Origin of the sequence: Pseudomonas sp. SR18, assembly GCF_023701505.1 — a bacterium.
Classification (GTDB): domain Bacteria; phylum Pseudomonadota; class Gammaproteobacteria; order Pseudomonadales; family Pseudomonadaceae; genus Aquipseudomonas; species Aquipseudomonas cyclaminis.
In genome coordinates this window covers 60,244-81,337 of record NZ_JAMQAU010000011.1, presented here as the reverse complement: position 1 = coordinate 81,337, position 21,094 = coordinate 60,244, and the positions used below count along the sequence as shown (strand labels likewise).

Sequence of the window (21,094 nt, the reverse complement as noted above, 5' to 3'; positions counted from 1 at the left end):
GATCAGGAAAACCCCATGAGCGATATTTCACTGCTGCCTCAGGTCGACGCCTTCCTCGCTCGACACCACGCGCTGTTTATCGACGGTGGCTCTGTGCAAAGCCACTCCAGCCGCACGCTGGACGTGATCAACCCGGCCACCGGCCAGGTCATCGCCCAGGTCGCCGATGCCGACCCGGCCGATGTCGATGCGGCTGTAGCGTCGGCACGGCGTGGCTTCAAGCAGTGGTCCCAGGTGGCACCGGCCGTGCGCGGCAATGTGCTGCTTAAACTGGCCGACCTGCTGGAGCAACACCGCGAAGAACTGGCGCAGATCGAAACCTGCCAATCGGGCAAGATCATCCAGATTTCCCGCGCATTCGAAGTCGATCAGGCCGCGCACTTTTTGCGTTATTACGCCGGCTGGGCCACCAAGATCAGCGGCCAGACCATCACCCCGTCGCTGCCCTCCTTCGCTGGTGAACGCTACACCGCGTTCACCCTGCGTGAGCCGGTCGGGGTGGTGGTCGGCATCGTGCCGTGGAATTTTTCGACCATGATCGCCATCTGGAAGCTCGCCTCGGCGCTGGTGACCGGTTGCAGCATCATCATCAAGCCCAGCGAGTTCACGCCGTTGACCATCCTGCGCATTGCCGAACTGGCGATTGACGCCGGCCTGCCTGCCGGTGTGCTGAACGTACTGACCGGTGGCGGCCTGGTGGGCAAAGCCCTGATCGAACACCCCGGCACCAACAAAGTGTCATTCACCGGCTCGGTGCCGACCGGGATCGCCGTGGGCCAGAGCGCCATGGGCGCCGGACTGACCCGCACTACCCTGGAACTGGGCGGCAAAAACTCGGCCGGATTCCTGCGCGATGTGGATCTGGACAAGGCCGTCAACGGCATCATAGAGGCGGGTTTCCTGCATTCCGGGCAGATCTGCGCCGCCGCCGAGCGCTTCTTTGTGCATCGTTCACAGATCGAAGCGGTCATGGACTCACTGGCCAAACGCCTGAGCAGCCTGAACATCGGTTCGCCCCTGGATGAGCGCACCGAATTCGGTCCAGTAACCAACCGCCAACATCAACTCAAACTCGGTGAGTTCTTTGCCAAGGCCCGCGCCGAAAACAACACCATCATTCACGGCGGCCACCTGATCGACCGTCCGGGCTGCTACGTCGAGCCGACGATCATCCTCGCCAACACCGTCAACGACACCTTGCTCAACGAGGAGACCTTCGGCCCGATCGCCACATTCTTCCCCTACGACACTGAAGAGGAGCTGCTGGCCTTGATGAACAACACGCCCTGCGGCTTGAGCGCCAGCCTCTGGACCAATGACCTGGGCAAGGCCCTGCGCATGGTGCCCGCCATCGAAGCCGGCACGGTGTGGGTAAACATGCACACCATGCTGGACCCGGCGGTGCCGTTTGGCGGCAATAAATCCTCGGGGATAGGCCGGGAGTTCGGCAGCGCATTCATTGAGGATTACACCGAGCTGAAATCGGTGATGATTCGCTACTGAACCCAACCGCGAGATTTTTCGGTTTCCTTGTGACGGCCTTTACGGTTCTGGCTATCAAACAACGCGCGCCTGGAAAAAAGCATACAAGGTGTCCCATGGGACAGAGTCAAGCATGTCCGGGCCTGACTCCACCTGCCTCGACCGCTGCACCGGCCATCAAAAATGTGCAGAATTGCTCGTCGCGCCCCGCCATGATCGGGCTATGATCGGCCGATATGAACCGGATGCTCGATGCCCCATGCCCGTAGACCTGCAAGCGCTGTACCCCAAACTGATCCACCTGATGCTGGATACGGTGTTTGTCGTCGACAGTGATAACCAGATTGTCTTCGTGAGCGACGCCTGCGAAGCCCTGCTCGGCTACCGTGCCGAAGAGCTGACGGGCACGCTGATCACCCGGTACATGCACCCGGAAGACCTGGCACGTACGCGGGCCTCGATTGTCCGGGTCATGAATGGCAAACCCCATGTCGACTTTCGCAACCGCTATATCCGCAAGGATGGCAGTGTCGTGCACATCCTGTGGGCGGCGTTCTGGTCCCAGGAAGTCGGCGCGAGGATCGGGGTCGCACGGGACGTGACGGCGCTTACCCAGGCCGAAGAAGAATTACGCTTCCTTGCCCATCATGATCCGCTGACCGCGCTGACCAACCGGTCGCTGTTCAATGATCGACTGGACGGCGCCCTGCTCGCTGCACGGTCTCACAACAGTTCCCTGGCACTGCTGTTTCTGGACATCAATGACTTCAAGGGCATCAATGACGTGCATGGCCATGCCATGGGCGACCACGTGCTGTGTGTGATTGCCCGGCGGTTGGAACGCTGCGTGCGCGAGAGCGACCTGGTGGCCCGGATGGGCGGGGATGAATTCACCGTGCTGTTGGCGGATGCGCCGTCGCGGGACGCGATTGGCGCAAAGGTGGCGCAGATCCTCGCGGTCATGGCCGAGCCGCTGGGCGCTGAGTTTGGTGGGGTAAAGATGCCGTCCTGCAGTATCGGCGTGGCGATCTATCCGGCGGACGGAGAAGACGCCGATACCCTGCTCAGCCATGCCGACGGTGATATGTACCGGATCAAAAGACACCGGTCTGCCGCTGAGTGACGAGGGGCATTGAGGCGGCTGGGCCTTGTAAACGACCCATCGCCAACCACACCTCGCCATTTGCGAAAGAAAGCACATCATTACGCAATCAGTGGTACGACAACATTCAAATCACATGATAGTATTTCTCATGCAGCGGACGTTCGATTCGCTGCACCAGTGGCAAGGACGTCCGCTCGAGAAACGCGCATGCCTGTGCGCGTTCAACTACTCAAGTTAATCAAGGATCTGATTACTCATGACAAAACCCTCAACTTTCACTGCCTGCAAACTGGCCAGCGCTGTTGTCGGCGCCCTGCTGTTTTCCAGCGTTCCAGCCCATGCAGCGGACATTTGGCTGGATTCGGCCACGACTGGCTGGGCCACTCAGAACGGCGGGACCAAGGGTGGTTCCCGTGCAGCAGCGAATAACATCTACACGGCAAAAAACGCCGCCGAACTGAAAACCGCACTGAAGGCTTCGGTCGGCGCCAACGGCCGCATCATCAAAATCACCGGCATCATCGACATCAGCGAAGGCAAAGCTTATACGACGACTGCCGATATGAAAGTACGTGGTCGCCTGGATATTCCCGGTAAAACCACCATCGTCGGCACCACCAGCAATGCCGAAATCCGCGAGGGTTTCTTCTATGCCAAGGAAAACGACGTCATCATCCGCAACATCACCATCGAAAACCCTTGGGACCCTGAGCCGATCTGGGACAAGGACGATGGCAGCGCGGGCAACTGGAACTCCGAGTACGACGGCCTGACCATCGAAGGCGCCAACAACGTGTGGGTCGATCACGTGACCTTCACCGACGGCCGCCGCACCGATGACCAGAACGGCAGCGCCAATGGCCGTCCGAAGCAGCATCACGACGGTGCGCTGGACGTCAAGAACGGCGCCAACTACGTGACCATTTCGTATTCGGCGTTCAAGTCCCACGAGAAGAACAACCTGATCGGTTCCAGCGATTCACGCACCACCGATGACGGCAAGCTCAAGGTCACCATCCACAACACGCTGTTCGAAAACATCTCGGCCCGTGCGCCACGCGTGCGTTTCGGCCAGGTGCATCTGTACAACAACTACCACGTGGGCAGCACCAGCCATAAGGTCTACCCGTTCTCGTACGCCCATGGCGTGGGCAAGAACTCGAAGATCTTCTCCGAGCGTAACGCCTTCGAGATCAGTGGTATCAGCGGTTGCGACAAGATCGCCGGCGACTACGGTGGCAGTGTCTACCGCGACAGCGGCTCGACCCTCAACGGCAGTGCCCTGAGCTGCTCATGGAGTTCGAGCATCGGCTGGACCCCGCCTTACAGCTACACCCCACTGGCTGCCGACAAGGTCGCCGCCGACGTCAAGGCCAAGGCCGGCGCCGGTAAGCTCTAAGTGACGGTGCAACATCAGTGAAAGGAAAGCCCTCGGTGACGAGGGCTTTTTTGTGCGCGCGCCTACTGCACCAATTGGTTGATCTCGATGATCGGCAACAACACCGCCAGCACGATCACCAGCACCACCGCGCCCATCACCACGATCATCAGGGGTTCAAGCAGTGCGGTCATACCCATCGCCCGGCGCTCGATATCGCGGGACAGCGTTTGCGCTGCACGATCCAGCATCGGCGGCAGCGAGCCGGTTTTTTCGCCGCTGGCGATCAGGTGGATCAGCAATGGCGGGAACACTTTCTCCACCGCCAGCGCCGTGGCCAGGCTGACGCCTTCACGCACTTTGGCAGTGGCTTCGTTGACACTTTGGCTCAGGCAATCGTTGGACAGGGTCTGGCGCGCAGCTTCCAACGCACGCAGCAACGGCACCCCGGCGCCGCCGAGAATCGCCAGGGTCGACGCAAACCGCGCGGTATTGAGCCCCAGCACAAAGCGCCCGATCAACGGCAGGCGCAATACCCGACGATGCCAGCGCAAACGCGCCACGGAGTTGCGCAGGTACACCCGCCAGCCCCATAACCCTGCCACCAGCGCGCTGAAACACAGCCACCCCCACCCACGAATGAAATCACTGGCGTTGAGCATGGCCAAGGTCAATCCGGGCAAGTCCTGGCGCGCCTGGGAGAACGCACTGACCACCTGCGGCACCACGTAGCTGAGCAGGAAGATCACGATAGCAATCGACACCAGCCCGACGACTCCCGGATAGATGAACGCGGTGAGGATTTTACTGCGCAGGTTGTTACGCTCTTCGATGTAATCGGCCAGCCGCTCCATGACCTGGGCGAGGTCACCGGACTCTTCCCCGGCCGCAATCAGCGCCCGGTAAATCTCTGGAAAATCCCGTGGCCGTGCGGCCAAGGCATCGGCCAGGCGCATGCCACCGCGCACATCGGCACGCACCGCAGTCAGGGCCTGGACGATGTGCTTGCGCTCGGCCTGTTCCACCGTGGCACTCAACGCTGCCTCCAACGGCAGGCTGGCGCTGAGCAGGCTGGCCAACTGTCGGGTGGCCCAGGCCAGGTCGTTGTCGGACAGCTTGGCGCTGAACATCCCCCCGCGCCCAGGCTCACTGTTCTCAAGCTGTACTTGCAAAGCGGTCAAACCGCGCCGGTGCAAAAGGCTGAATGCTTCGCGCTGGCTGTCGGCTTCCAGGTGCCCGGTCTCAACCTTGCCCGTGGCGTCGGCGGCCTCAAAACGGTAGCGGTTCATCAGGCGTCCCGTGTCACGCGAAGCACTTCTTCAGGCGCGGTCACGCCACTGCTGACCCAACGCTCGCCGTCTTCACGCATGCTGAACATGCCGGCGTTGCGCGCTGCGGCTTTAAGCGCCTGTTCGCCGGCGCCCTGATGGATCAGCGTGCGAATGTCATCGTCGATGCAGAACAACTCATGAATGCCGGTGCGGCCGCTGTAACCCGTGTGATTACATGCAACACACCCCAGCGGGCGCCAGGTGCCTGGACTGGCGGAATCTTCTTCCTTGCAGTGCGGACATAGCCGGCGTACCAGGCGCTGCGCCAGAACGCCGAGCATTGACGACGCCAGCAAGAACGGCTCGACGCCCATATCGATCAAGCGATTGACCGCCGACACCGCGTCGTTGGTGTGCAAGGTGGCCAGCACCAAGTGCCCGGTAAGCGAGGCCTGCACGGCGATCTGCGCGGTTTCCAGGTCGCGGATTTCACCGATCATGATGATGTCCGGGTCCTGGCGCAGGATCGCCCGCAATGCCAGCGCGAAGGTCATGTCGATCTTGGCGTTGACCTGGATCTGGCTGATGCCCGGCAAGTCATATTCCACCGGGTCTTCCACGGTGAGGATATTGCTGGTGCTCGCATCCAACCGCGCCAACGCCGCGTAGAGGCTGGTGGTCTTGCCGCTGCCGGTCGGCCCGGTGACCAGCACGATGCCGTGAGGCTGGCGGATCAACGTATCGAGGCGCGCCAGCAACTGCGCTTGCATGCCCAGTGTTTCCAACTGCAAACGCCCGGCCTGCTTGTCGAGCAGGCGCATCACCACCCGCTCGCCATGCCCGGTGGGCACCGTCGACACCCGAATATCAATCGGCCGCCCGGCCACCCGCAAGGCGATCCGCCCATCCTGGGGCAGGCGTTTTTCGGCGATATCGAGCTGGGCCATGATCTTGATCCGCGACACCAACGCACCGTGCAGCGCTTTGCGCGGCGACACCACATCGCGCAGCGTGCCGTCGACGCGATAGCGCACCACGGAATGGGTTTCGTAGGGTTCGATGTGGATATCACTGGCCTCATCGCGGGCCGCCTGGGTGAGCAAGGCGTTGATCATGCGGATCACCGGCGCACCGTCCTGGGTGTCGAGCAGATCGGTGATTTCGGGCATGTCCTGCATCAGACGGTCGAGGTCCACCTCATTCTCGGCAGCACCGACCACAGCGGCGGCACTGCCCGTGTCGGCATAAGCGCTGGCGAGCAGGCCCTCGAGTTCGTCGTCGCGCACCTGCTCAATCGGCGACTCGCCAAACTGGCGCTGGACTTCACTGATGGACCAGCCGGGGGTTGAAGGGCAGACGGTGAGGAGCATGCCTTCGTCGCCGGGCCGCAACAGGATGCGCTGGGATTTGGCCCAGGCGTAGGGCAGCAGGCTCATACCCCTCTCCCACTGGAGTACACATTTAGTTCTGTGTACAGCAGGCTCATGGCCGTGTCCCTGCCGGAATCGCCTTCTCCACCGAAGGCAACTGCGGCGCCTGCACATCCGGCATCGCCCAACTATGCTCCGGCTGCAGCCCACCTTGAGCCCGGCGCATATAGTCATAGCGATTCAACGTAATCGCCCGCCCCGCCCCACTGTCACGGATGATGTAAGGCCGCAAAAAGACCATCAGATTGGTCTTGTTCACCGCCCGCCGCTCATTGCGAAACAACGCCCCCAGCCCCGGAATGCTCGACAGCCACGGCACCGCTTCATTGCTCTGGCTGTACCCATCCTGCAACAAGCCACCCAGGACCATGATCTGCCCATCGTCGAGCAGAATACTGGTGTCGATAGCGCGCTTATTGGTGACGATACCCGCCGAGGCCGCGCTGCTGGAGGCGCGTTCATCGATGCTGCTGACTTCCTGGTAGATATCCAGCTTCACCGTGCCGCCCTCGGATATCTGCGGCCGCACATTCAGCTTCAAACCGACCTCTTCGCGGGTGACGGTCTGGAACGGGTTGTTGCTGGTACCGCCGCCGCCCGTCACGTAGCTGCCACTCACGAATGGAATGGTCTGGCCCACAAAAATACTCGCGGCCTCGTTATCCAGCGTCAGCAAGTTGGGCGTCGACAGCACGTTGGTGCCGCCTTTGCTTTTGAGCGCCCGGGCCAACACCTTGAGGTCCATGACCTTGCCAATGCCGGGTACATCCACCGTGCCATTGATAAAGCCCAGGCTAAGCCCGCCGGGCAGCACGTCAACGCTGGTCTTGCCATTGAGGTTAAACCCCGTGCCGCCCAGGTTGGCGCCACCGATCACGCCTTTGCCGGCCAGGTCGCCGCTTTGCCACTGCACGCCGAACTCATTGGCGTCGTCCTCACCCACCTCAACGATGAGGCTTTCGATCACCACCTGGGCGCGGCGCTGGTCGAGCATGTCGATGACTTCGCGCAGGTTGCGGTACAACGGTTCCGGGGCGGAAATCAGCAGGGTGTTGGTGGTCGAGTCAGCCTGGAGGGTGACGCCACCGGCACTGAACGCAACGTTTTGCTCGGGCTGTTGCGCACCGGCCTGGCTGGTCGAGTTGCTGGTTGTCTGCGCCGGTTCACTGGTGCTGGTGGTACTTTGGCTGCTGCTCTGCCCGGTCTGGCTGCCCGTGGTACTGGCGCCCATCGTGCTGAGTACCGACCGCGCATTATCACCACTGCCGCTGTCGCTCTCGCCGGTCAGCAAACCGCGCAGGGTCTGCGCCAGTTTTGCCGCCTGGGCATTGCGCAGGTACACCACGTGCAAATTACTCGGATTGGCCTGGGCGTTATCCAGCTTGTAGATCAGATTACGCGCCAGCTCGGTCCGCTCGGGGCTGCCGGCGCGGATCACGATGGCGTTGGAACGGGGATCGCCCACCACTGTGATTTTCTGCGTCGGGTCGCCGCCGGCCTGCTCCAGCAGTTGCGCAACCATCTCGGCGATGTCCACGGCGATGCCGTTCTGAACCTGCACCACATCGGTATCGATAGCGCTCGGCGTGTCGATGCCTTCGATCAACTGCGCCACCCGCGTGAGGTTCTCGGCGTAGTCGGTGACCACGATGGTGTTGTTGCCCGGATAGGCGTTGATCGGGTTGTTCGGCGAAACAATCGGGCGCAGCACCGGGATCAGGTTCACCGCGTTTTCGTAGTGCAGGCGGAACGTGCGCGTGAGCATGCCATTGCCGCCAGGTTTGTCGGCACTGTAGATCGGCCCGCCCAGTAGCTTGGCATCAGCTTCGGGCACCACTTGCGCGACACCCCCCACGTCCACCACGCTGAACCCCTGCATGCGCAGCGCCGCCAGCAGCATGTCGTACGCCTGATGCGCCGGCACCTGCCCTTCGGAAACCAGCGTAAGGCTGCCCTTCACACGTGGATCCACCAGGAACTGCTGTCCGGTGGCGCGGGACAATGCCCGCACCACGGCCTGAATGTCGGCCTCGACGAAATTCAGCGTGACCGGCTGAGCACCCAACGGTGTGCTCGATACCGTGCCGTTACGACCCGCGCCGCTGCTGCGCGCAGGGCTGGCGACCTTATGCAGCGGCCGCACCTGCCGTTCGATTTGCACCTGCGCACGTTGCCTGTCCACCAGCGCGTCACCGCTGCGCTGGGTGACGGCCAGGGGCACGCCGAGTTCACTGTCCAACGGCGAATCAACGCTGGGATGCACGCTGCAGGCGCCCAACGCCAGCAACATAAACGGCGCCGCCGTCCTTACATAATGGGAACCTGACCACTTCATGAAGCTTCCTTAGCGACCTGCATCTGATCCATGCGGACGGTTCCTGAGAGAGTGCCTGCCGTGTTGTCGGGCGTGGCTTCGCCTGCACGCTGCAAATACGCCTCGACCACGTCCAGGGAAAATTGGTTTGGGTAACTCAATAACCAGCCGATCACCGCATCGGCGGGCGCAGCGTCCAGTGTCAGTTGCCAGCCCCCATCCTGGGCCTGCAAGCGGTAGTGCCCAGCCAATCCGCCGCTATCCAGGGATTGCGCCAAGGCGTGCGCACGGTTCAGCCCGGCAGGCGGGGCTACCTCGCGCAGCAACAGTTCCAGCGCCTGACTCTGGGAACGCAGTTTCGGGGTTTCGACCTGCCAGTAGTCGAGCTGCCTGAGGGGGGGTTGGATCAATGAGGCCCAGACCAGCAGGCTGGCGAGAAACACCGTCGCGCCACTGAGCATGATTTTTTCGCGGGGGGCCAATGCGTTCCAACGCCCTCGCAACGCCACCAGCCTCTGGCTATTCATCGCTGTCTTCCTGGCTGGCATCAGGCTCAGCGGGCTCGGCCAGCGCGGTGAGCGTCCATACGCGCCCCTCGCGGCTGGCAGAGAGTCCTACCGGGCTCAATGCGGCGTGCACCGTGCTGTCTGCAGCGGGAGGCGCCTCGGCCGTCATCTGCACCTGCAACTGGCGCTGGCCGAACGTCAACGCCTGGACGCTGCCGACCATGGACGGCAACGCACTGGCGGCGTGTTTTACCAGGTACGCAAAATCATGATGGGCCTGCGCTGCCCCGCCCCCTTGCCGGGCCGCCAATTGCTGACGGGCCTGTTGCAGGGGATTGAGGATCACCGGCAGCTCTGGAAATGCTTGCTTCATGCGCTGGTTCATCTGCTGTTTGAGCTGTTGCCCCTGGGCGATTTCACGGGCGGCGTAAAGGTTCAGCCCGGCGACCCAGACGCCGACGGCCAGCGCACAACACGCCGCTGCCCTGCCCCAGCCGGCTGCCGGTGCAGCGCCCTTGCCGATGCCTGCGTGCAAACTCCAACCCGGCGTGGCGCCGCTCCAGCACTGCTGATCCACGGGCCACAGCAGCGTTTCCCCGGCAGCCGCCAGCGCCTGCAGACGGTCCTCGGCCAACGGTTCCACCGCCGCATGGGCCTGGGTGAAACGCAGCAGTAACTGGCCGTCCACCACGCACGTACTGACCTGCCCTTGCGGCGGCACAGGCAACCGGTAAGGTGCCGGGTACAGGCCGCGAAGCTTCAGTTGATGCAGGCCGAGCAACTGGCCGACCCGATCCAGGGCGGCCTTGGGCAGCCAGCCCAAATGCACCTGCCCAGCGCTGTCCCGAGTGCTGTGTGCCACATGCATCTGCTCGCTGCGCCCCAGAATCAGCGCCTGCGCAGCACAGGTGACAGCCGCAGCGGTGCGTGCCGCAGAAAGAGGTGGCAAGTCAATACGGGTGAGGATGCTGTCGGTGGGGTGAAGGAAACACTCGACGGTGTGAGCCTTGAAGGTTTGCCCGAGGCGTTCGAGGGTGCTGCTGGCGATGTGGCGGATGCTGCCGTTGCGGTCCAGTTGCGCGAACTCAAGCTCGCTGTGTGACGTCAAGCCATCCAATGGCGGCAAGGCAATGCGCAGGCGCGTCATACGCCGAGCCTCGACCAGATGACCCTGGGCATCGCGTCTTCCGGGCGATACAGCAGCGCGTCCAACTGAACACGGCGCTGGTTGCGACGGGCCTGCCCGTGGAGCAGGAACCACTCACTGGTGATCCCCACATCAAGCTCATCCACGTTGAGTTTGGGCAATTGCACGCGGTTGACGAAATCGCCGCGATTGATAAACCACTGGCCTCTGTCGCGCCCCGCCACCAACTGGCTGGCCTGGGCCAGGGACAACCCCGGCACGACGGCCGCGAGGACCTCGGCGCTGGCCGTGTTGCTGTTGACCCAGGTAGTCACCGGAATAATGCTGACGTATTGCTCCAACCGGGCCAACAGCGGCTCGTCGAGGCCTTCGATACCGCGCAATTGGTCAAGGCTGCGCAGCATCGGCTGGGTGGCGGGTAACGCTGGCCCCGGCAGGCCTGATGCCGACGCAACCGGCTTGCGTGGATAGCCCGCGATGACACGTTGGCTGATGCGCTGGGCCAGACGCGCATCGACACCGATCATTGCGCATAGCCGCTCGAAACTGCGCATCTGCCCGAGATCCACCTGCTCGCGGACGACCAAATTGCGCAGATTGAACTTGCCTTGCAGGTCTTCAAGACGGCCTTCGAATTCGCCGTCCTGCGCGGTACGGATCGGGCGCGCCCAGGGCTGGTCGAGCCGGGTCAGCACATCCTGCGCGCGGGCGTCCCGGAGCAATTGCCGGCTGACTTCCAGGCCACCGAGCAGCAAGGCGCTGCCCTGCACACGGGCCTGCTCGGCCTCAAGTGAACGGGTAAACACACTCTGGCGTGTGAGCATGCCAGCGGCGATCACCGCAACCACGGCCGTGATCAGCAAAGCGCTGATAATCGCCATGCCACGCTGTTTCGCCACGGTGGGCGACGGCGGTTTCATGGCGGCGCTTAGAGCTGCCAGGATCCGATATCGGCATTCACACCGTCGCCGTCAGGCTGGCCATCGGCGCCGAGGGAGAAGATATCGACTTCGCCGTTCGCGCCAGGATTCAGGTAATGGTAAGGACGGCCCCACGGGTCGTTGGGCAGGCGCTCCAGATAGGAGCGCCAGTTGGTATTTTTGGCATCTGCGGGGCGCTCGACCAGCACCTTGAGGCCCTGGTTCATGCTGGGATAGGTGCCGTGGTCGAGGCGATACAGCTTGAGTGCCTGCATCAGGCCAGCGACATCTTGCTTCGCCGCAATCGCCCTGGCCTGGTCTGGGCGGTCAAGCACTTTAGGCACGACAATCGCGGCCAGAATGCCGAGGATGACCACCACCACCATGATCTCGATCAGGGTGAAACCTTGCTGGGCGCGGCGGGCGCGAGGCCCACCCTTGCTGCGTGCGAAATCCATATCCACCATCCTTGGCTTGATCCTAATTCGGCGCGCAGTGTAACAAAACTAACTATCTGGATAGCAAAAATAATTGGCCACTGCCGACGGCTCCGCGAGTGCTATTCTGCGGCGTGTTTTTACACCACGAGTGACCCATGGAGCTGTCGCGCAAGGAGCAAGGTTTTACGTTGATCGAGGTGCTCGTCGCCTTGGCGATCATTGCCGTGGCGATGGCGGCGGCGGTGCGCGTGGCGGGCTTGATGACCCAAAGCAATGGGTTGCTGCGCGACCGTTCGATGGCGCTGCTGTCGGCACAGAGCAGGCTCGCCGAACTGCGCCTGGAGGCGCGACTGCCCACCGGACGCAAGGCGTTCGAGTGTGACCAGGGAGCGTTGCAGTTGCGCTGCGAACAACGCATCACTCCCAGCGCCGAAGGACGCCTGATGCGCGTCACCGTGCTGGTGTCGCAGCGCAAGGGCGAGGCACCGCCGTTGGCGCGCCTGGAAACGCTGCTCAACCCACCATCAGGCACACACGAATGAGCCTGCTCAGGGTTGGGTCAATCGCGGCAGCACCACCGCGTCCGGCAACGTGCTGACCTTGATGCGCTGGGGCTGCGCACCACGCTCGATCACCACGGCATCGCCTTCGATCGCGGCCAGGCGCACACCTTGGGCCAACGACTCACCCACCAGAAAACTGCGTGGTGGGCCATCGTTCAGGCTCAGAATAGCGACCGCACCCCGCGCCCCGACCATCAACCCGGAGACCTTGATATCCACCGCCGCCGGCTGGCTGGAAAACCACTGCAATGCCGACGTATCAGGGCGTGCGGCCAACACCTGTGGCGCGACCTGCGGCACCTGGGACTCGGCCGGTGTCAGCAACACCGAAGACCAGACCAGCACACCGGCGAGCGCCGTGACCAACGCCACGGCCTGCAACAGGCGCGGTGCCGATAAAGCAAAGAAAGTAACCAAGATACAACCTCCTTGTTGTCCAGCCGGGCAGTCTACAGGAGAGCGTCACAACGAAGGAGCGTTGCGTGATGAGCAAGCACAACCAACACGGCTTCACCCTGATCGAACTGATGGTGGTGCTGGTGATCGTCGGCATTGCCAGCGCGGCGATCAGCCTGAGCATCAAACCCGACCCGTTGCAGATGCTGCGCAAGGACGCCAACCGCCTGGTCCAGACCCTGCAAATCGCCCAGGCCGAGGCCCGCGCCGATGGCCGTCCCATCACCTGGCGCGCAGACGCCAAGGGCTTTCGCTTGAGCCGTCGCAACGACACCGGCCCAGGCCTGGATCACTTCATGAACGACCCGCAACTGCGTCCCCGCCCCTGGGAAACACCGTCCATGACGGTACGTGTCATGCCCAGACAACCGGTGGTGCTGAATGCCGAATGGTTCGCCACGCCCTTGCAGTTGCAACTCTCGGACGGCCAGCACCGCCTCACCGTGCAACGCACGGCCACCGGCCAACTACGGGTGGCGAGTGAACCATGAAAACCGACCAGCGCGGCTTCACCCTGATCGAAGTGATGGTGGCGATCATGCTGATGGCCATTGTCAGCCTGATTGCCTGGCGCGGCCTCGACAGCGTGAGCCGTGCCGACAGCCATCTGCAGGCCAGCACCGAACAGACCGAGGCGCTGTTACGCACCTTGAACCAGTTGGACCGCGACCTGGCCCTGCGCGCCAGCGTGGAACTGAGAACCCCAGCCCTGACCCCTGACGAGCAGCCCGAAGGCCCCGCCGCCATCAGCCTTCGTAGCGCCGACAATCAGGACTTCCAGTTGAACATCATCCGCAGCGCAGCGTCACCCGAGATCGGTTTGCAGCGCGTGCGCTGGTGGTTGGACGGCGACACGCTGTACCGCGCCACCTCCGTGACCAGGGATCGATACCCGTTGCCGGCGCCGAAAAAAGCGGTAGCGGTGCTGTCCTCCGTCAGCGACCTGCAAGTGCGTATCTGGGAGCCGGGCCAAGGCTGGCGCCAACTCGCCGGCAACCGCAAGGAAGATCCCATCGGCCTGGAGATCAACCTGACTCGCAGGACATTGCAGGGCGAGGAACGCTACCGGCTCGTCGTGGGGCCACTCCAGTAACCTCAGCTGCGTGTTGAGTACGCCGCCAAAGCAGGCACGCCGCAGGCATTGACCGGCGGTATCCGCCCGCGCCAGGGCTGGGCACGTTCCAACTGCGCGGCCAGGGCAAAGAGCGTGGCTTCCTCACCAAAACGCCCGGCGAAGTGGGCGCCCATCGGCAGGCCGGCGGCGCTCCAATACAACGGCACGGACATTGCCGGTTGCCCGCTGGCATTGAACAGCGCAGTGAAAGGCGAGTAGCTGTGGAACCGCTCGATCAGTTCATCGAGGCTCAAGCGGTCGTCCTGCAGATCCAACTCACCAATCGGTGCCGGCGCGCGGGCCAGGGTCGGCGTGAGGATCACGTCGTAATCCTGCATGAACACCGCCAACTGCCGTCCCAGCGCGTGTATCCACTCCACGGCACCGGCATATTCGGCACCGCTGACATCGCCCTTGCTGCGCAAGATGATCCGGGTGCGTGCTTCAAGCTCCTCGGGCTGCACCGCAACACCGCGCATCTGGCCCAGCACGTCGAGATAGTGACGTGTACTGGCGCCGATGATGGTGAAGACCTGATCGAGAAATTCCGGCAGTGCCACCGGCAATGTCACCGGTTCAACCCGATGGCCCAGGGATTGGCACAGCCTGGCCGCCTCCTGCACCGATGCCAGCGCTTCGCTGGAGGTCGGCCAAGGTCCGAGCTGCTCCACCAGCGCGATGCGCAGCGGTCGCGGGTCACGTTGCAACGCCAAGACATAGGGCTGCGCCTGCACCGGTGCCGCATAGGGCGCACCGAGGTCGATCCCGGCCGTTGCATCCAGCAAGGCGGCGCTGTCACGCACCGACAGGGTGATCCCATGGGGCGTGCCCATGCCGGCCCAGCCTTCGCCGACCATCGGCCCTGACGGCAATAATCCGCGACTCGGCTTGAGGCCGAACACCCCACAGCAGGACGCCGGTACACGCAAGGAACCGCCGCCATCGTTGCCGTGGGCGAACGGGACCACACGCGCCGCCACCAGCGCGGCCGCGCCACCGCTGGAACCGCCTGCGCTGTGGTCGGTGTTCCAGGGGTTGCGAGTGGCGCCGAAGCGGGTGGACTCGGTGGAGTACGACGTGCCGAATTCGGGCGAAGTACTGGTCCCGGCGATCACACAACCGGCCCGGCGCAAACGCGTCACGATTTCCCCTTCAAAGTCGGCGCGAAACCCGCCCAGCGCCACGGAACCATTGGTCATCGCCGCGCCGTTGACCGGCGAAAACAGGTCCTTGATCAAGGTCGGCACGCCAGCGAACACGCCTTGGCCGGGCTGCGCAGTGCGTGCAGCTTCCCGCGCAGAATCGTACAGACGCTCGGCCACCGCGTTGAGCTGCGGCTCCACCCGCTCAATACGATCAATCACGGCTTCAAGCAGCTCGCTGGGTTGCACCTCACCACGGCGGACCCACTCCGCCAGCCCGGTGGCGTCTTCGGTGTCCAACAAATTCTGGATGTGCATGTTCCTCTCCTCTTGATTACGAATGACTTGGCCCGATGGCACCGGGGACCGCTTTGCGTCGCGCATAAAAGCCTGCCAGTGCCCAGACCGATGCCGCGGCAAAACTAGCCAATGCCAGCCACTGGATGGAGGCGCGCAGGTCGCCGGCGTAGACACTCAGCAGCGCCACCACCAACGGGCTGACAAATTGGCCGAAATACAGGCAAGACGTGAACCCGCCCAGGCCGCGTCCACGTGTCCGGGCGCTCAGGGCATTCATCACCGGCGCCATTACGTTGGGCACCAGCAGCCCGGCGCCCAGGCCGTGAATCAACACCGCCACCAGCACCGCGTTGTAGCTTTGCCCGCGCATCAGCAGCCACAGCCCTGACCCCAGCAAGGTCAGCAACAGCGCGTTGCAACCGGCGATCCCGATGCGTCGACGCAACAGTGGCCAGGCCAGCGAGCCGCCCAGGGTCGCCAGCAGGCCCAACCCCGCCGACAGCCCGATCAGCGTGCTCGACGTCACGCCCAGGCCGACCAGCAGAATCGGCGCCTGGATCGGCACGATAAAACTCAGGACCATACCGCTGAGAATCAACAGGTAACCGAGCACCAGGGGCACCACGGCAACCCTGCCCTCCTCCAGCACGTCGAGAGACTGCTGGCGGGTTTGAGGCTCCCACAGCACCTTCATCATCAACGGCACCAGCAGCAATGGCAGCAGGTACAACAGGAACGGCAGGCGCCAGGAATGCTCGCCCAGCGCGCCGCCCAGCACAAAGAACAGCGAGCCCACCAGGCCGATGGTCACCACTTGCCGGTTGATGTAGCGCAGCCGTTCCTCACCGTGCCAATAGTCGGCAATCAAGGTGGCGCAACAGGTCATCACCGCCGCTTCGGCGCAGCCGAACAACAGGCGCACACCGACGATGGCCTGCAAGTTGTCCAGCAGTGCCGGCAAGGCGCCGAGCACGGCATACAACAAGGTCGCAATGACCAGCAATGCCTTGCGCCCGACCCGGTCGGCCAGCCACCCGGCCAACGGCGCGCACAGCGCAATCGCCAGCGCCGGGCCGGTGACCGCCAGCGGCACCAGCACGTCGGCGCGGGGTTCCAGCGGGCCAAACGTGGCCCCCAGCTTGGGCAGGATCGGCGCAACCATGACCGCGCCCATGACGGTCAGGCTGCTGCCGAGCATCAGCACCAGCCCTTCGCGGCGACCGCTGGCCTGCCGGGGTGCTGCACACTCAGAACGTGATGGATTCATGACCAGCCCCTTAGAAACTCTGAGAAATACGCAGCGCCACGGTGTAACCCTCGGCACGGTTGCGTGCGTCGGTTTCCTTGTAGGCATGCAGCCAGATCGGAGGCAGGCCCGGCGAGAAGTAACTCACCGCCGGCCCGACCGCCAGCACCCGCGCCCGGTTGCCCGATTGCAGCCCTGGCGCATCGTCATCGCTGAACTGGCGGTAGTAGTAACCGCCCACCCCCACCGTCCACGGCCCGAGATGCTGGCCCACGGCAAACTCGTGGCGGTACTCGACACCGTTTTTGTAATCGGTTGCGGGGTTGCGCGTGTTGACGTCGACTTCAAAGCTTGAGGAAACCTCGAAGCCACTGTCGCTGAGGTAGGTGGCGTTGACGATCGGCGAGAACGTCCAGTGATTGAGACCGGGCGAAATCAGCCGGTTCTTGTCGTAGTCACCGGTCGGCGCCTGGATCTGCAATTGCGTGTTGATGAACAGATTCGGCGAAAGATTCCATTGCAGGATCACCGGCAAGAATTGCACATCAGCCAAGCGAAACGGGTCGGCTTCCAGGCTCAAGGGCCCCATCGGCGTCGGCACCTTGACCGAAGCGTCCATCTTGAAAAACGGCACCACCACGCCAAACCCATAATTGGCACCCAGGATGGTGTGATCGGTCATGCGCATGTAGGCGACGCCAATCGACAAGACGTCCAGCGAGAAATGGTTGTCGACAGAACGGCCGTTGCGGTCCTTCTGCACATTGGCCGAGTAGAACGCCGTGCGCAGGCCCAGGGTGCCGAACGGCGTGGCGGGCGGCATCATCCCCGCGCCAAAGTCATACACCCCGACCGCCGTAGTTGGCGCGCCGTTCTCGGTGGCCTGCACGCCGGCGCAGCAGCCGAGCAGCCCCACGGTGAACAGCATCTTGCCTGCGGTGCGTGCGTTATTGTTATTGCTCATCGAATGCCCCTCCCATCAAGTGGTGTGGGTCATCCTAGGCAGCAGCGCGGTGGGCGGGTTATCCGTTTTCAGCAGAGTTGCGTGCGACGCAGGGTCTGTGACGGGCTTTCGCCAAACATGGCGCGGTAATCACCGGAGAACCGGCTCAAATGCCAGAAACCCCAGCGTGCGGCTACGTCCTGTACGCCCTGGGATTGCGTGCTCATTCGCAGTTCGCGACGCACTGCATTGAGGCGCAGCGCACGCAAATACGCCACCGGATTGATCCCCAGGGTTTCCTGGAAACAGTATTGAAGTTTGCGCCGGCTGGCACCGATGTGGTTGCACAGGTCGAGGATCGACAACGGCTCGTCGAGGTGACTCAGGGCATATTCGCGAGCACGATCAACCATCCGTTTGCGGGCCGTGGGGGTGAGCGTCGGCGCCTCGTCCGGCGCAATCAATTCGAGCAAGTGCAGCATGACCGCATCGCGCAGGCCACGGCGGATCGAGTCGTGACCCAGCAACGCCTCACGCCGCTGGTCACTGCCCGACAGGTCGTCGAACCACGCCGCGAGTTCACCTTGCACAGACGACTGGCCCAAGCGGTAACACTTGGGAAGATCGGTAATTCGAAAATGGCTGCCCTGGCGTTGCAAGACATGCTCCAGCGCCTGCTCTTCAATCGCCACGCTGAGCAGATCCAGGTGCTGGGGGGTGTGCAGTTCAGGAAGATTATCGCCACGGGCAACCAACAGGCTGGACTCATAAATCGGATGCCCCGAGCAATACACCGGGCCGTGGGCACTCAAGGGAATGCTGAAGGTGATCGCGCCGTTCCAGGCCGCACCGCTCTTGATCAAGGCCTGATTAGAGCGGTCGCGCACCAGTTGCATCCAGCCCGAGCGGAACTCGATCAGTTCGCCTTCAAAGGCTCCCGGCGAGACTTGGTCGTAGCTGACGTGCCAACCCCCCAGGTTGCGCGCATGTTCATCGATGTCACGGGTCAGGAAACGCTGGAGAGGTAATGCCGATCCAACACCCAGTACGGGCACAGGCATCTGCCCATTTTTATTATTCATTGACCCCACCTTTCTCGGTTGCACGGTTTACGGTCGGGAATCACGCAAGTTCTATTCCGCATTGAAGCTGTGCGGCGTATTTGTGCCGAAAACGGATAGCCGGCGCTCGCGGCGCCTCGAACGTTGAACGCGAATTACTGGATCCACAAATAAAGAAAACGACCGATAATCGCCCAACAAAACAGCGGATATGGCTTGACTCTTCAACCAGCGAACAATTTAATGGATCCATTAAATAAAAATAACGCTCAGCCTGGAGAGTCACCATGTACCCCAAGAACACGTGGTATGTCGCCTGCACCCCCGATGAAATTGCGCACAAACCCCTGGGTCGACAGATCTGTGGCGAAAAGATGGTGTTTTATCGTGGTCAGGAAGGCGCCGTGGTCGCGGTCGAGGACTTCTGCCCCCACCGTGGCGCGCCGCTTTCGCTGGGCTATGTCGAAAACGGCAACCTGGTCTGCGGTTACCACGGGCTGGTGATGGGCGGCGACGGCAAGACCGTCGACATGCCCGGCCAGCGGGTGCGTGGCTTTCCCTGCAACAAGACCTTTGCCGTGGTGGAACGCTACGGCTTCATCTGGGTCTGGCCCGGCGATCAGGCCCAGGCCGACCCCGCACTGATCCATCATCTGGAATGGGCCGAGAGTGACCAGTGGGCCTACGGCGGCGGCTTGTTTGATATTCAGTGTGACTACCGCCTGATGATCGACAACCTGATGGACCTGACCCACGAAACCTACGTGCATGCTTCCAGCATCGGCCAGAAGGAAATCGACGAGGCGCCGCCCGTGACCACGGTGAACGGTGACGAAGTGGTGACCGCCCGGCACATGGAAAACATCATGGCCCCGCCGTTCTGGCGCATGGCCCTGCGCGGCAACAACCTGGCCGATGATGTGCCGGTGGACCGCTGGCAGATCTGCCGCTTTACCCCACCCAGCCACGTGCTGATCGAAGTCGGCGTGGCCCATGCCGGCAAGGGCGGCTACGACGCCGCGCCCGAGCACAAGGCCGCGAGCATCGTGGTGGACTTCATCACCCCGCAAACCGACACCTCGATCTGGTACTTCTGGGGCATGGCGCGCAACTTCAACCCCAAGGATGAGGCGCTGACCGCGAGCATCCGCGAAGGCCAGGGCAAGATTTTCAGCGAAGACCTGGAGATGCTCGAACGCCAGCAACAGAACCTGCTGGCCCACCCGACGCGCAACCTGCTCAAGCTGAATATCGACGCCGGCGGTGTGCAGTCGCGCAAGATCCTGGAGCGACTGATCGCTCGCGAACGCGCCGGAGAGCCAACATGATCGAGGTCGTGGTGACGTCCCGGCGCACTGAAGCCCAGGACATCTGCAGCTATGAGCTGGCCCGCGTCGACGGCGCGCCGCTGCCCCCTTTCAGTGCCGGCGCGCACATCGATGTGCACCTGCCGGATGGGCTGATCCGCCAATATTCCCTGTGCAATCACCCTGAGGAACGTCATCGCTACCTGATCGGCGTGCTCAACGATCCTGCCTCCAGGGGCGGTTCACTCAGCCTGCATCAACAGATCCACGAAGGCAGCCGCCTGACCATCAGCGAACCGCGCAACCTGTTCCCCCTGGCCCACGACGCCCGGCGCAGCCTGCTGTTTGCCGGTGGCATCGGCATCACCCCGATCCTGTGCATGGCCGAGCGGCTGGCCCATACAGGCGCCGATTTCGAACTGCATTACTGCGCCCGCGCCAGTGAGCGTGCGGCGTTTGTCCAACGCCTCAAGGCGTCGCCGTTTGCCGAGCGGGTGTTCCTGCATTTTGATGAGCAGCCTGATACGGCGCTCGATGCCGCCCAGGTATTGGCGGCCCCCGAGGCCACTGTGCACCTGTACGTCTGCGGCCCCGGCGGCTTTATGCAGCATATCCTCGACAGTGCCCGCGCCCAGGGCTGGCAGGAAGACTGCCTGCACCGTGAATACTTCTCGGCGGCGCCGGTGGACAGCAGCGCTGACGGGTGTTTTTCGGTGAAGGTCGCCAGCAGTGGCCAGGTCTTCGAGATACCCGCCGACAAAAGCGTGGTACAGGTCCTGGAAAGCCACGGCATCGAGATTGCCGTGTCCTGCGAACAAGGGATTTGTGGCACCTGCCTGACCCGCGTGCTGGAAGGCATACCGGAGCACCGTGACCTGTTTCTCACCGAGCAGGAGCAAGCCGTGAATGACCAGTTCACGCCCTGCTGCTCGCGGGCGAAAACGCCGTTGCTGGTGCTGGATATCTGAA

20 protein-coding genes are annotated in these 21,094 nt (G+C 62.8%); 8 read left to right on the top strand and 12 right to left on the bottom strand.

The genetic code is table 11. The annotated features are described in order from the left end of the window. The first annotated feature begins 15 nt into the window (after positions 1-15). The 3 genes from NDJ82_RS17230 (at position 16) to NDJ82_RS17220 (ending at position 3,986) form a co-directional block, all read left to right on the top strand. Complete coding sequence (locus NDJ82_RS17230) at positions 16-1,503, top strand: aldehyde dehydrogenase family protein (protein ID WP_250925936.1); 1,488 nt, start codon at positions 16-18, stop codon at positions 1,501-1,503. A gap of 238 nt (positions 1,504-1,741) precedes the next feature. Then, a complete protein-coding gene (locus NDJ82_RS17225) occupies positions 1,742-2,605 on the top strand; it encodes a sensor domain-containing diguanylate cyclase (protein WP_250925935.1) in 864 nt (287 codons plus the stop codon). Positions 2,606-2,843: 238 nt separating this feature from the next. Continuing rightward, entirely contained in the window at positions 2,844-3,986 is a 1,143-nt protein-coding gene (locus NDJ82_RS17220) for a pectate lyase family protein (RefSeq protein ID WP_191948213.1), read from the top strand. 62 nt (positions 3,987-4,048) lie between these two features. Here NDJ82_RS17220 and gspF read toward each other — a convergent pair whose 3' ends face one another. From gspF to gspG, 7 genes are read right to left on the bottom strand one after another with little or no spacing between them, the layout of a single operon-like run. Beyond that, complete coding sequence (gspF, locus tag NDJ82_RS17215; RefSeq protein ID WP_112194621.1) at positions 4,049-5,254, bottom strand: type II secretion system inner membrane protein GspF; 1,206 nt, start codon at positions 5,252-5,254, stop codon at positions 4,049-4,051. Further along, entirely contained in the window at positions 5,254-6,672 is a 1,419-nt protein-coding gene (gspE, locus tag NDJ82_RS17210; protein ID WP_250925934.1) for a type II secretion system ATPase GspE, read from the bottom strand. Before gspE ends, gspF begins: the two co-directional genes overlap by 1 nt. A 46-nt stretch (positions 6,673-6,718) precedes the next feature. Further along, complete coding sequence (gene gspD / locus NDJ82_RS17205; protein WP_250925933.1) at positions 6,719-9,001, bottom strand: type II secretion system secretin GspD; 2,283 nt, start codon at positions 8,999-9,001, stop codon at positions 6,719-6,721. Next, entirely contained in the window at positions 8,998-9,507 is a 510-nt protein-coding gene (locus NDJ82_RS17200) for a type II secretion system protein M (RefSeq protein WP_250925932.1), read from the bottom strand. The genes gspD and NDJ82_RS17200 overlap by 4 nt, the downstream gene beginning before the upstream one ends. After that, positions 9,500-10,633 (bottom strand): type II secretion system protein GspL, encoded by a 1,134-nt coding sequence (gspL, locus tag NDJ82_RS17195; protein WP_250925931.1) that lies wholly within the window; start codon positions 10,631-10,633, stop codon positions 9,500-9,502. The genes NDJ82_RS17200 and gspL overlap by 8 nt, the downstream gene beginning before the upstream one ends. Further along, positions 10,630-11,553, bottom strand: a complete 924-nt coding sequence (gene gspK, locus NDJ82_RS17190) for a type II secretion system minor pseudopilin GspK (protein WP_191948217.1) — start codon at positions 11,551-11,553, stop codon at positions 10,630-10,632. Before gspK ends, gspL begins: the two co-directional genes overlap by 4 nt. A gap of 8 nt (positions 11,554-11,561) precedes the next feature. Further along, entirely contained in the window at positions 11,562-12,011 is a 450-nt protein-coding gene (gene gspG, locus NDJ82_RS17185) for a type II secretion system major pseudopilin GspG (protein ID WP_099585038.1), read from the bottom strand. Positions 12,012-12,148: 137 nt separating this feature from the next. Between gspG and gspI the strand changes: the two genes are divergently transcribed. Further along, positions 12,149-12,535 carry a type II secretion system minor pseudopilin GspI gene (gene gspI, locus NDJ82_RS17180; protein WP_112194608.1) on the top strand — a complete coding sequence of 129 codons (387 nt, stop codon included), beginning with the start codon at positions 12,149-12,151 and terminating at the stop codon, positions 12,533-12,535. 6 nt (positions 12,536-12,541) lie between these two features. Here the strand turns inward: gspI and NDJ82_RS17175 are convergent, their stop codons facing one another. Next, the gene (locus tag NDJ82_RS17175) at positions 12,542-12,973 is read right to left on the bottom strand and encodes a general secretion pathway protein GspC (protein ID WP_250925930.1); all 432 of its coding nucleotides are present in this window, start codon (positions 12,971-12,973) and stop codon (positions 12,542-12,544) included. A gap of 68 nt (positions 12,974-13,041) precedes the next feature. Between NDJ82_RS17175 and gspH the strand changes: the two genes are divergently transcribed. Both gspH and NDJ82_RS17165 read left to right on the top strand, forming a co-directional pair. Beyond that, on the top strand, positions 13,042-13,503 hold the full coding sequence (gene gspH, locus NDJ82_RS17170; protein WP_250925929.1) for a type II secretion system minor pseudopilin GspH: 462 nt from the start codon (positions 13,042-13,044) through the stop codon (positions 13,501-13,503). Continuing rightward, entirely contained in the window at positions 13,500-14,105 is a 606-nt protein-coding gene (locus NDJ82_RS17165; protein ID WP_250925928.1) for a type II secretion system protein GspJ, read from the top strand. The genes gspH and NDJ82_RS17165 overlap by 4 nt, the downstream gene beginning before the upstream one ends. Before the next feature lie 2 nt (positions 14,106-14,107). Here NDJ82_RS17165 and NDJ82_RS17160 read toward each other — a convergent pair whose 3' ends face one another. The 4 genes from NDJ82_RS17160 to NDJ82_RS17145 form a co-directional block, all read right to left on the bottom strand. After that, complete coding sequence (locus NDJ82_RS17160; protein ID WP_250925927.1) at positions 14,108-15,586, bottom strand: amidase; 1,479 nt, start codon at positions 15,584-15,586, stop codon at positions 14,108-14,110. Positions 15,587-15,602: 16 nt separating this feature from the next. Continuing rightward, positions 15,603-16,835 (bottom strand): MFS transporter, encoded by a 1,233-nt coding sequence (locus NDJ82_RS17155; protein ID WP_250925926.1) that lies wholly within the window; start codon positions 16,833-16,835, stop codon positions 15,603-15,605. A 10-nt stretch (positions 16,836-16,845) separates the two neighbouring features. Then, entirely contained in the window at positions 16,846-17,778 is a 933-nt protein-coding gene (locus tag NDJ82_RS17150) for a SphA family protein (RefSeq protein ID WP_502941241.1), read from the bottom strand. A gap of 68 nt (positions 17,779-17,846) precedes the next feature. Next, positions 17,847-18,839 carry a helix-turn-helix domain-containing protein gene (locus NDJ82_RS17145; protein ID WP_191948225.1) on the bottom strand — a complete coding sequence of 331 codons (993 nt, stop codon included), beginning with the start codon at positions 18,837-18,839 and terminating at the stop codon, positions 17,847-17,849. 266 nt (positions 18,840-19,105) lie between these two features. On the opposite strand from NDJ82_RS17145, the gene NDJ82_RS17140 reads away from it, so the two are divergent. Both NDJ82_RS17140 and NDJ82_RS17135 read left to right on the top strand, forming a co-directional pair. Continuing rightward, the gene (locus NDJ82_RS17140; RefSeq protein ID WP_112194595.1) at positions 19,106-20,146 is read left to right on the top strand and encodes a Rieske 2Fe-2S domain-containing protein; all 1,041 of its coding nucleotides are present in this window, start codon (positions 19,106-19,108) and stop codon (positions 20,144-20,146) included. Then, positions 20,143-21,093 carry a PDR/VanB family oxidoreductase gene (locus tag NDJ82_RS17135; RefSeq protein ID WP_099585048.1) on the top strand — a complete coding sequence of 317 codons (951 nt, stop codon included), beginning with the start codon at positions 20,143-20,145 and terminating at the stop codon, positions 21,091-21,093. The genes NDJ82_RS17140 and NDJ82_RS17135 overlap by 4 nt, the downstream gene beginning before the upstream one ends. The last annotated feature ends 1 nt before the right edge of the window (position 21,094 follow it).

Coding starts and splice junctions, on each gene's coding strand:
- NDJ82_RS17165 (WP_250925928.1), top strand. CDS start 13,500: ATGAAAACCGACCAGCGCGGCTTCACCCTGATCGAAGTGATGGTGGCG.
- NDJ82_RS17200 (WP_250925932.1), bottom strand. CDS start 9,507: ATGAATAGCCAGAGGCTGGTGGCGTTGCGAGGGCGTTGGAACGCATTG.
- gspF (WP_112194621.1), bottom strand. CDS start 5,254: ATGAACCGCTACCGTTTTGAGGCCGCCGACGCCACGGGCAAGGTTGAG.
- gspG (WP_099585038.1), bottom strand. CDS start 12,011: ATGGATTTCGCACGCAGCAAGGGTGGGCCTCGCGCCCGCCGCGCCCAG.
- gspK (WP_191948217.1), bottom strand. CDS start 11,553: ATGAAACCGCCGTCGCCCACCGTGGCGAAACAGCGTGGCATGGCGATT.
- gspE (WP_250925934.1), bottom strand. CDS start 6,672: ATGAGCCTGCTGCCCTACGCCTGGGCCAAATCCCAGCGCATCCTGTTG.
- NDJ82_RS17150 (WP_502941241.1), bottom strand. CDS start 17,778: ATGAGCAATAACAATAACGCACGCACCGCAGGCAAGATGCTGTTCACC.
- gspH (WP_250925929.1), top strand. CDS start 13,042: ATGAGCAAGCACAACCAACACGGCTTCACCCTGATCGAACTGATGGTG.
- gspI (WP_112194608.1), top strand. CDS start 12,149: ATGGAGCTGTCGCGCAAGGAGCAAGGTTTTACGTTGATCGAGGTGCTC.
- NDJ82_RS17140 (WP_112194595.1), top strand. CDS start 19,106: ATGTACCCCAAGAACACGTGGTATGTCGCCTGCACCCCCGATGAAATT.
- NDJ82_RS17145 (WP_191948225.1), bottom strand. CDS start 18,839: ATGAATAATAAAAATGGGCAGATGCCTGTGCCCGTACTGGGTGTTGGA.
- NDJ82_RS17135 (WP_099585048.1), top strand. CDS start 20,143: ATGATCGAGGTCGTGGTGACGTCCCGGCGCACTGAAGCCCAGGACATC.
- NDJ82_RS17230 (WP_250925936.1), top strand. CDS start 16: ATGAGCGATATTTCACTGCTGCCTCAGGTCGACGCCTTCCTCGCTCGA.
- NDJ82_RS17220 (WP_191948213.1), top strand. CDS start 2,844: ATGACAAAACCCTCAACTTTCACTGCCTGCAAACTGGCCAGCGCTGTT.
- gspD (WP_250925933.1), bottom strand. CDS start 9,001: ATGAAGTGGTCAGGTTCCCATTATGTAAGGACGGCGGCGCCGTTTATG.
- NDJ82_RS17160 (WP_250925927.1), bottom strand. CDS start 15,586: ATGCACATCCAGAATTTGTTGGACACCGAAGACGCCACCGGGCTGGCG.
- NDJ82_RS17225 (WP_250925935.1), top strand. CDS start 1,742: ATGCCCGTAGACCTGCAAGCGCTGTACCCCAAACTGATCCACCTGATG.
- NDJ82_RS17155 (WP_250925926.1), bottom strand. CDS start 16,835: ATGAATCCATCACGTTCTGAGTGTGCAGCACCCCGGCAGGCCAGCGGT.
- gspL (WP_250925931.1), bottom strand. CDS start 10,633: ATGACGCGCCTGCGCATTGCCTTGCCGCCATTGGATGGCTTGACGTCA.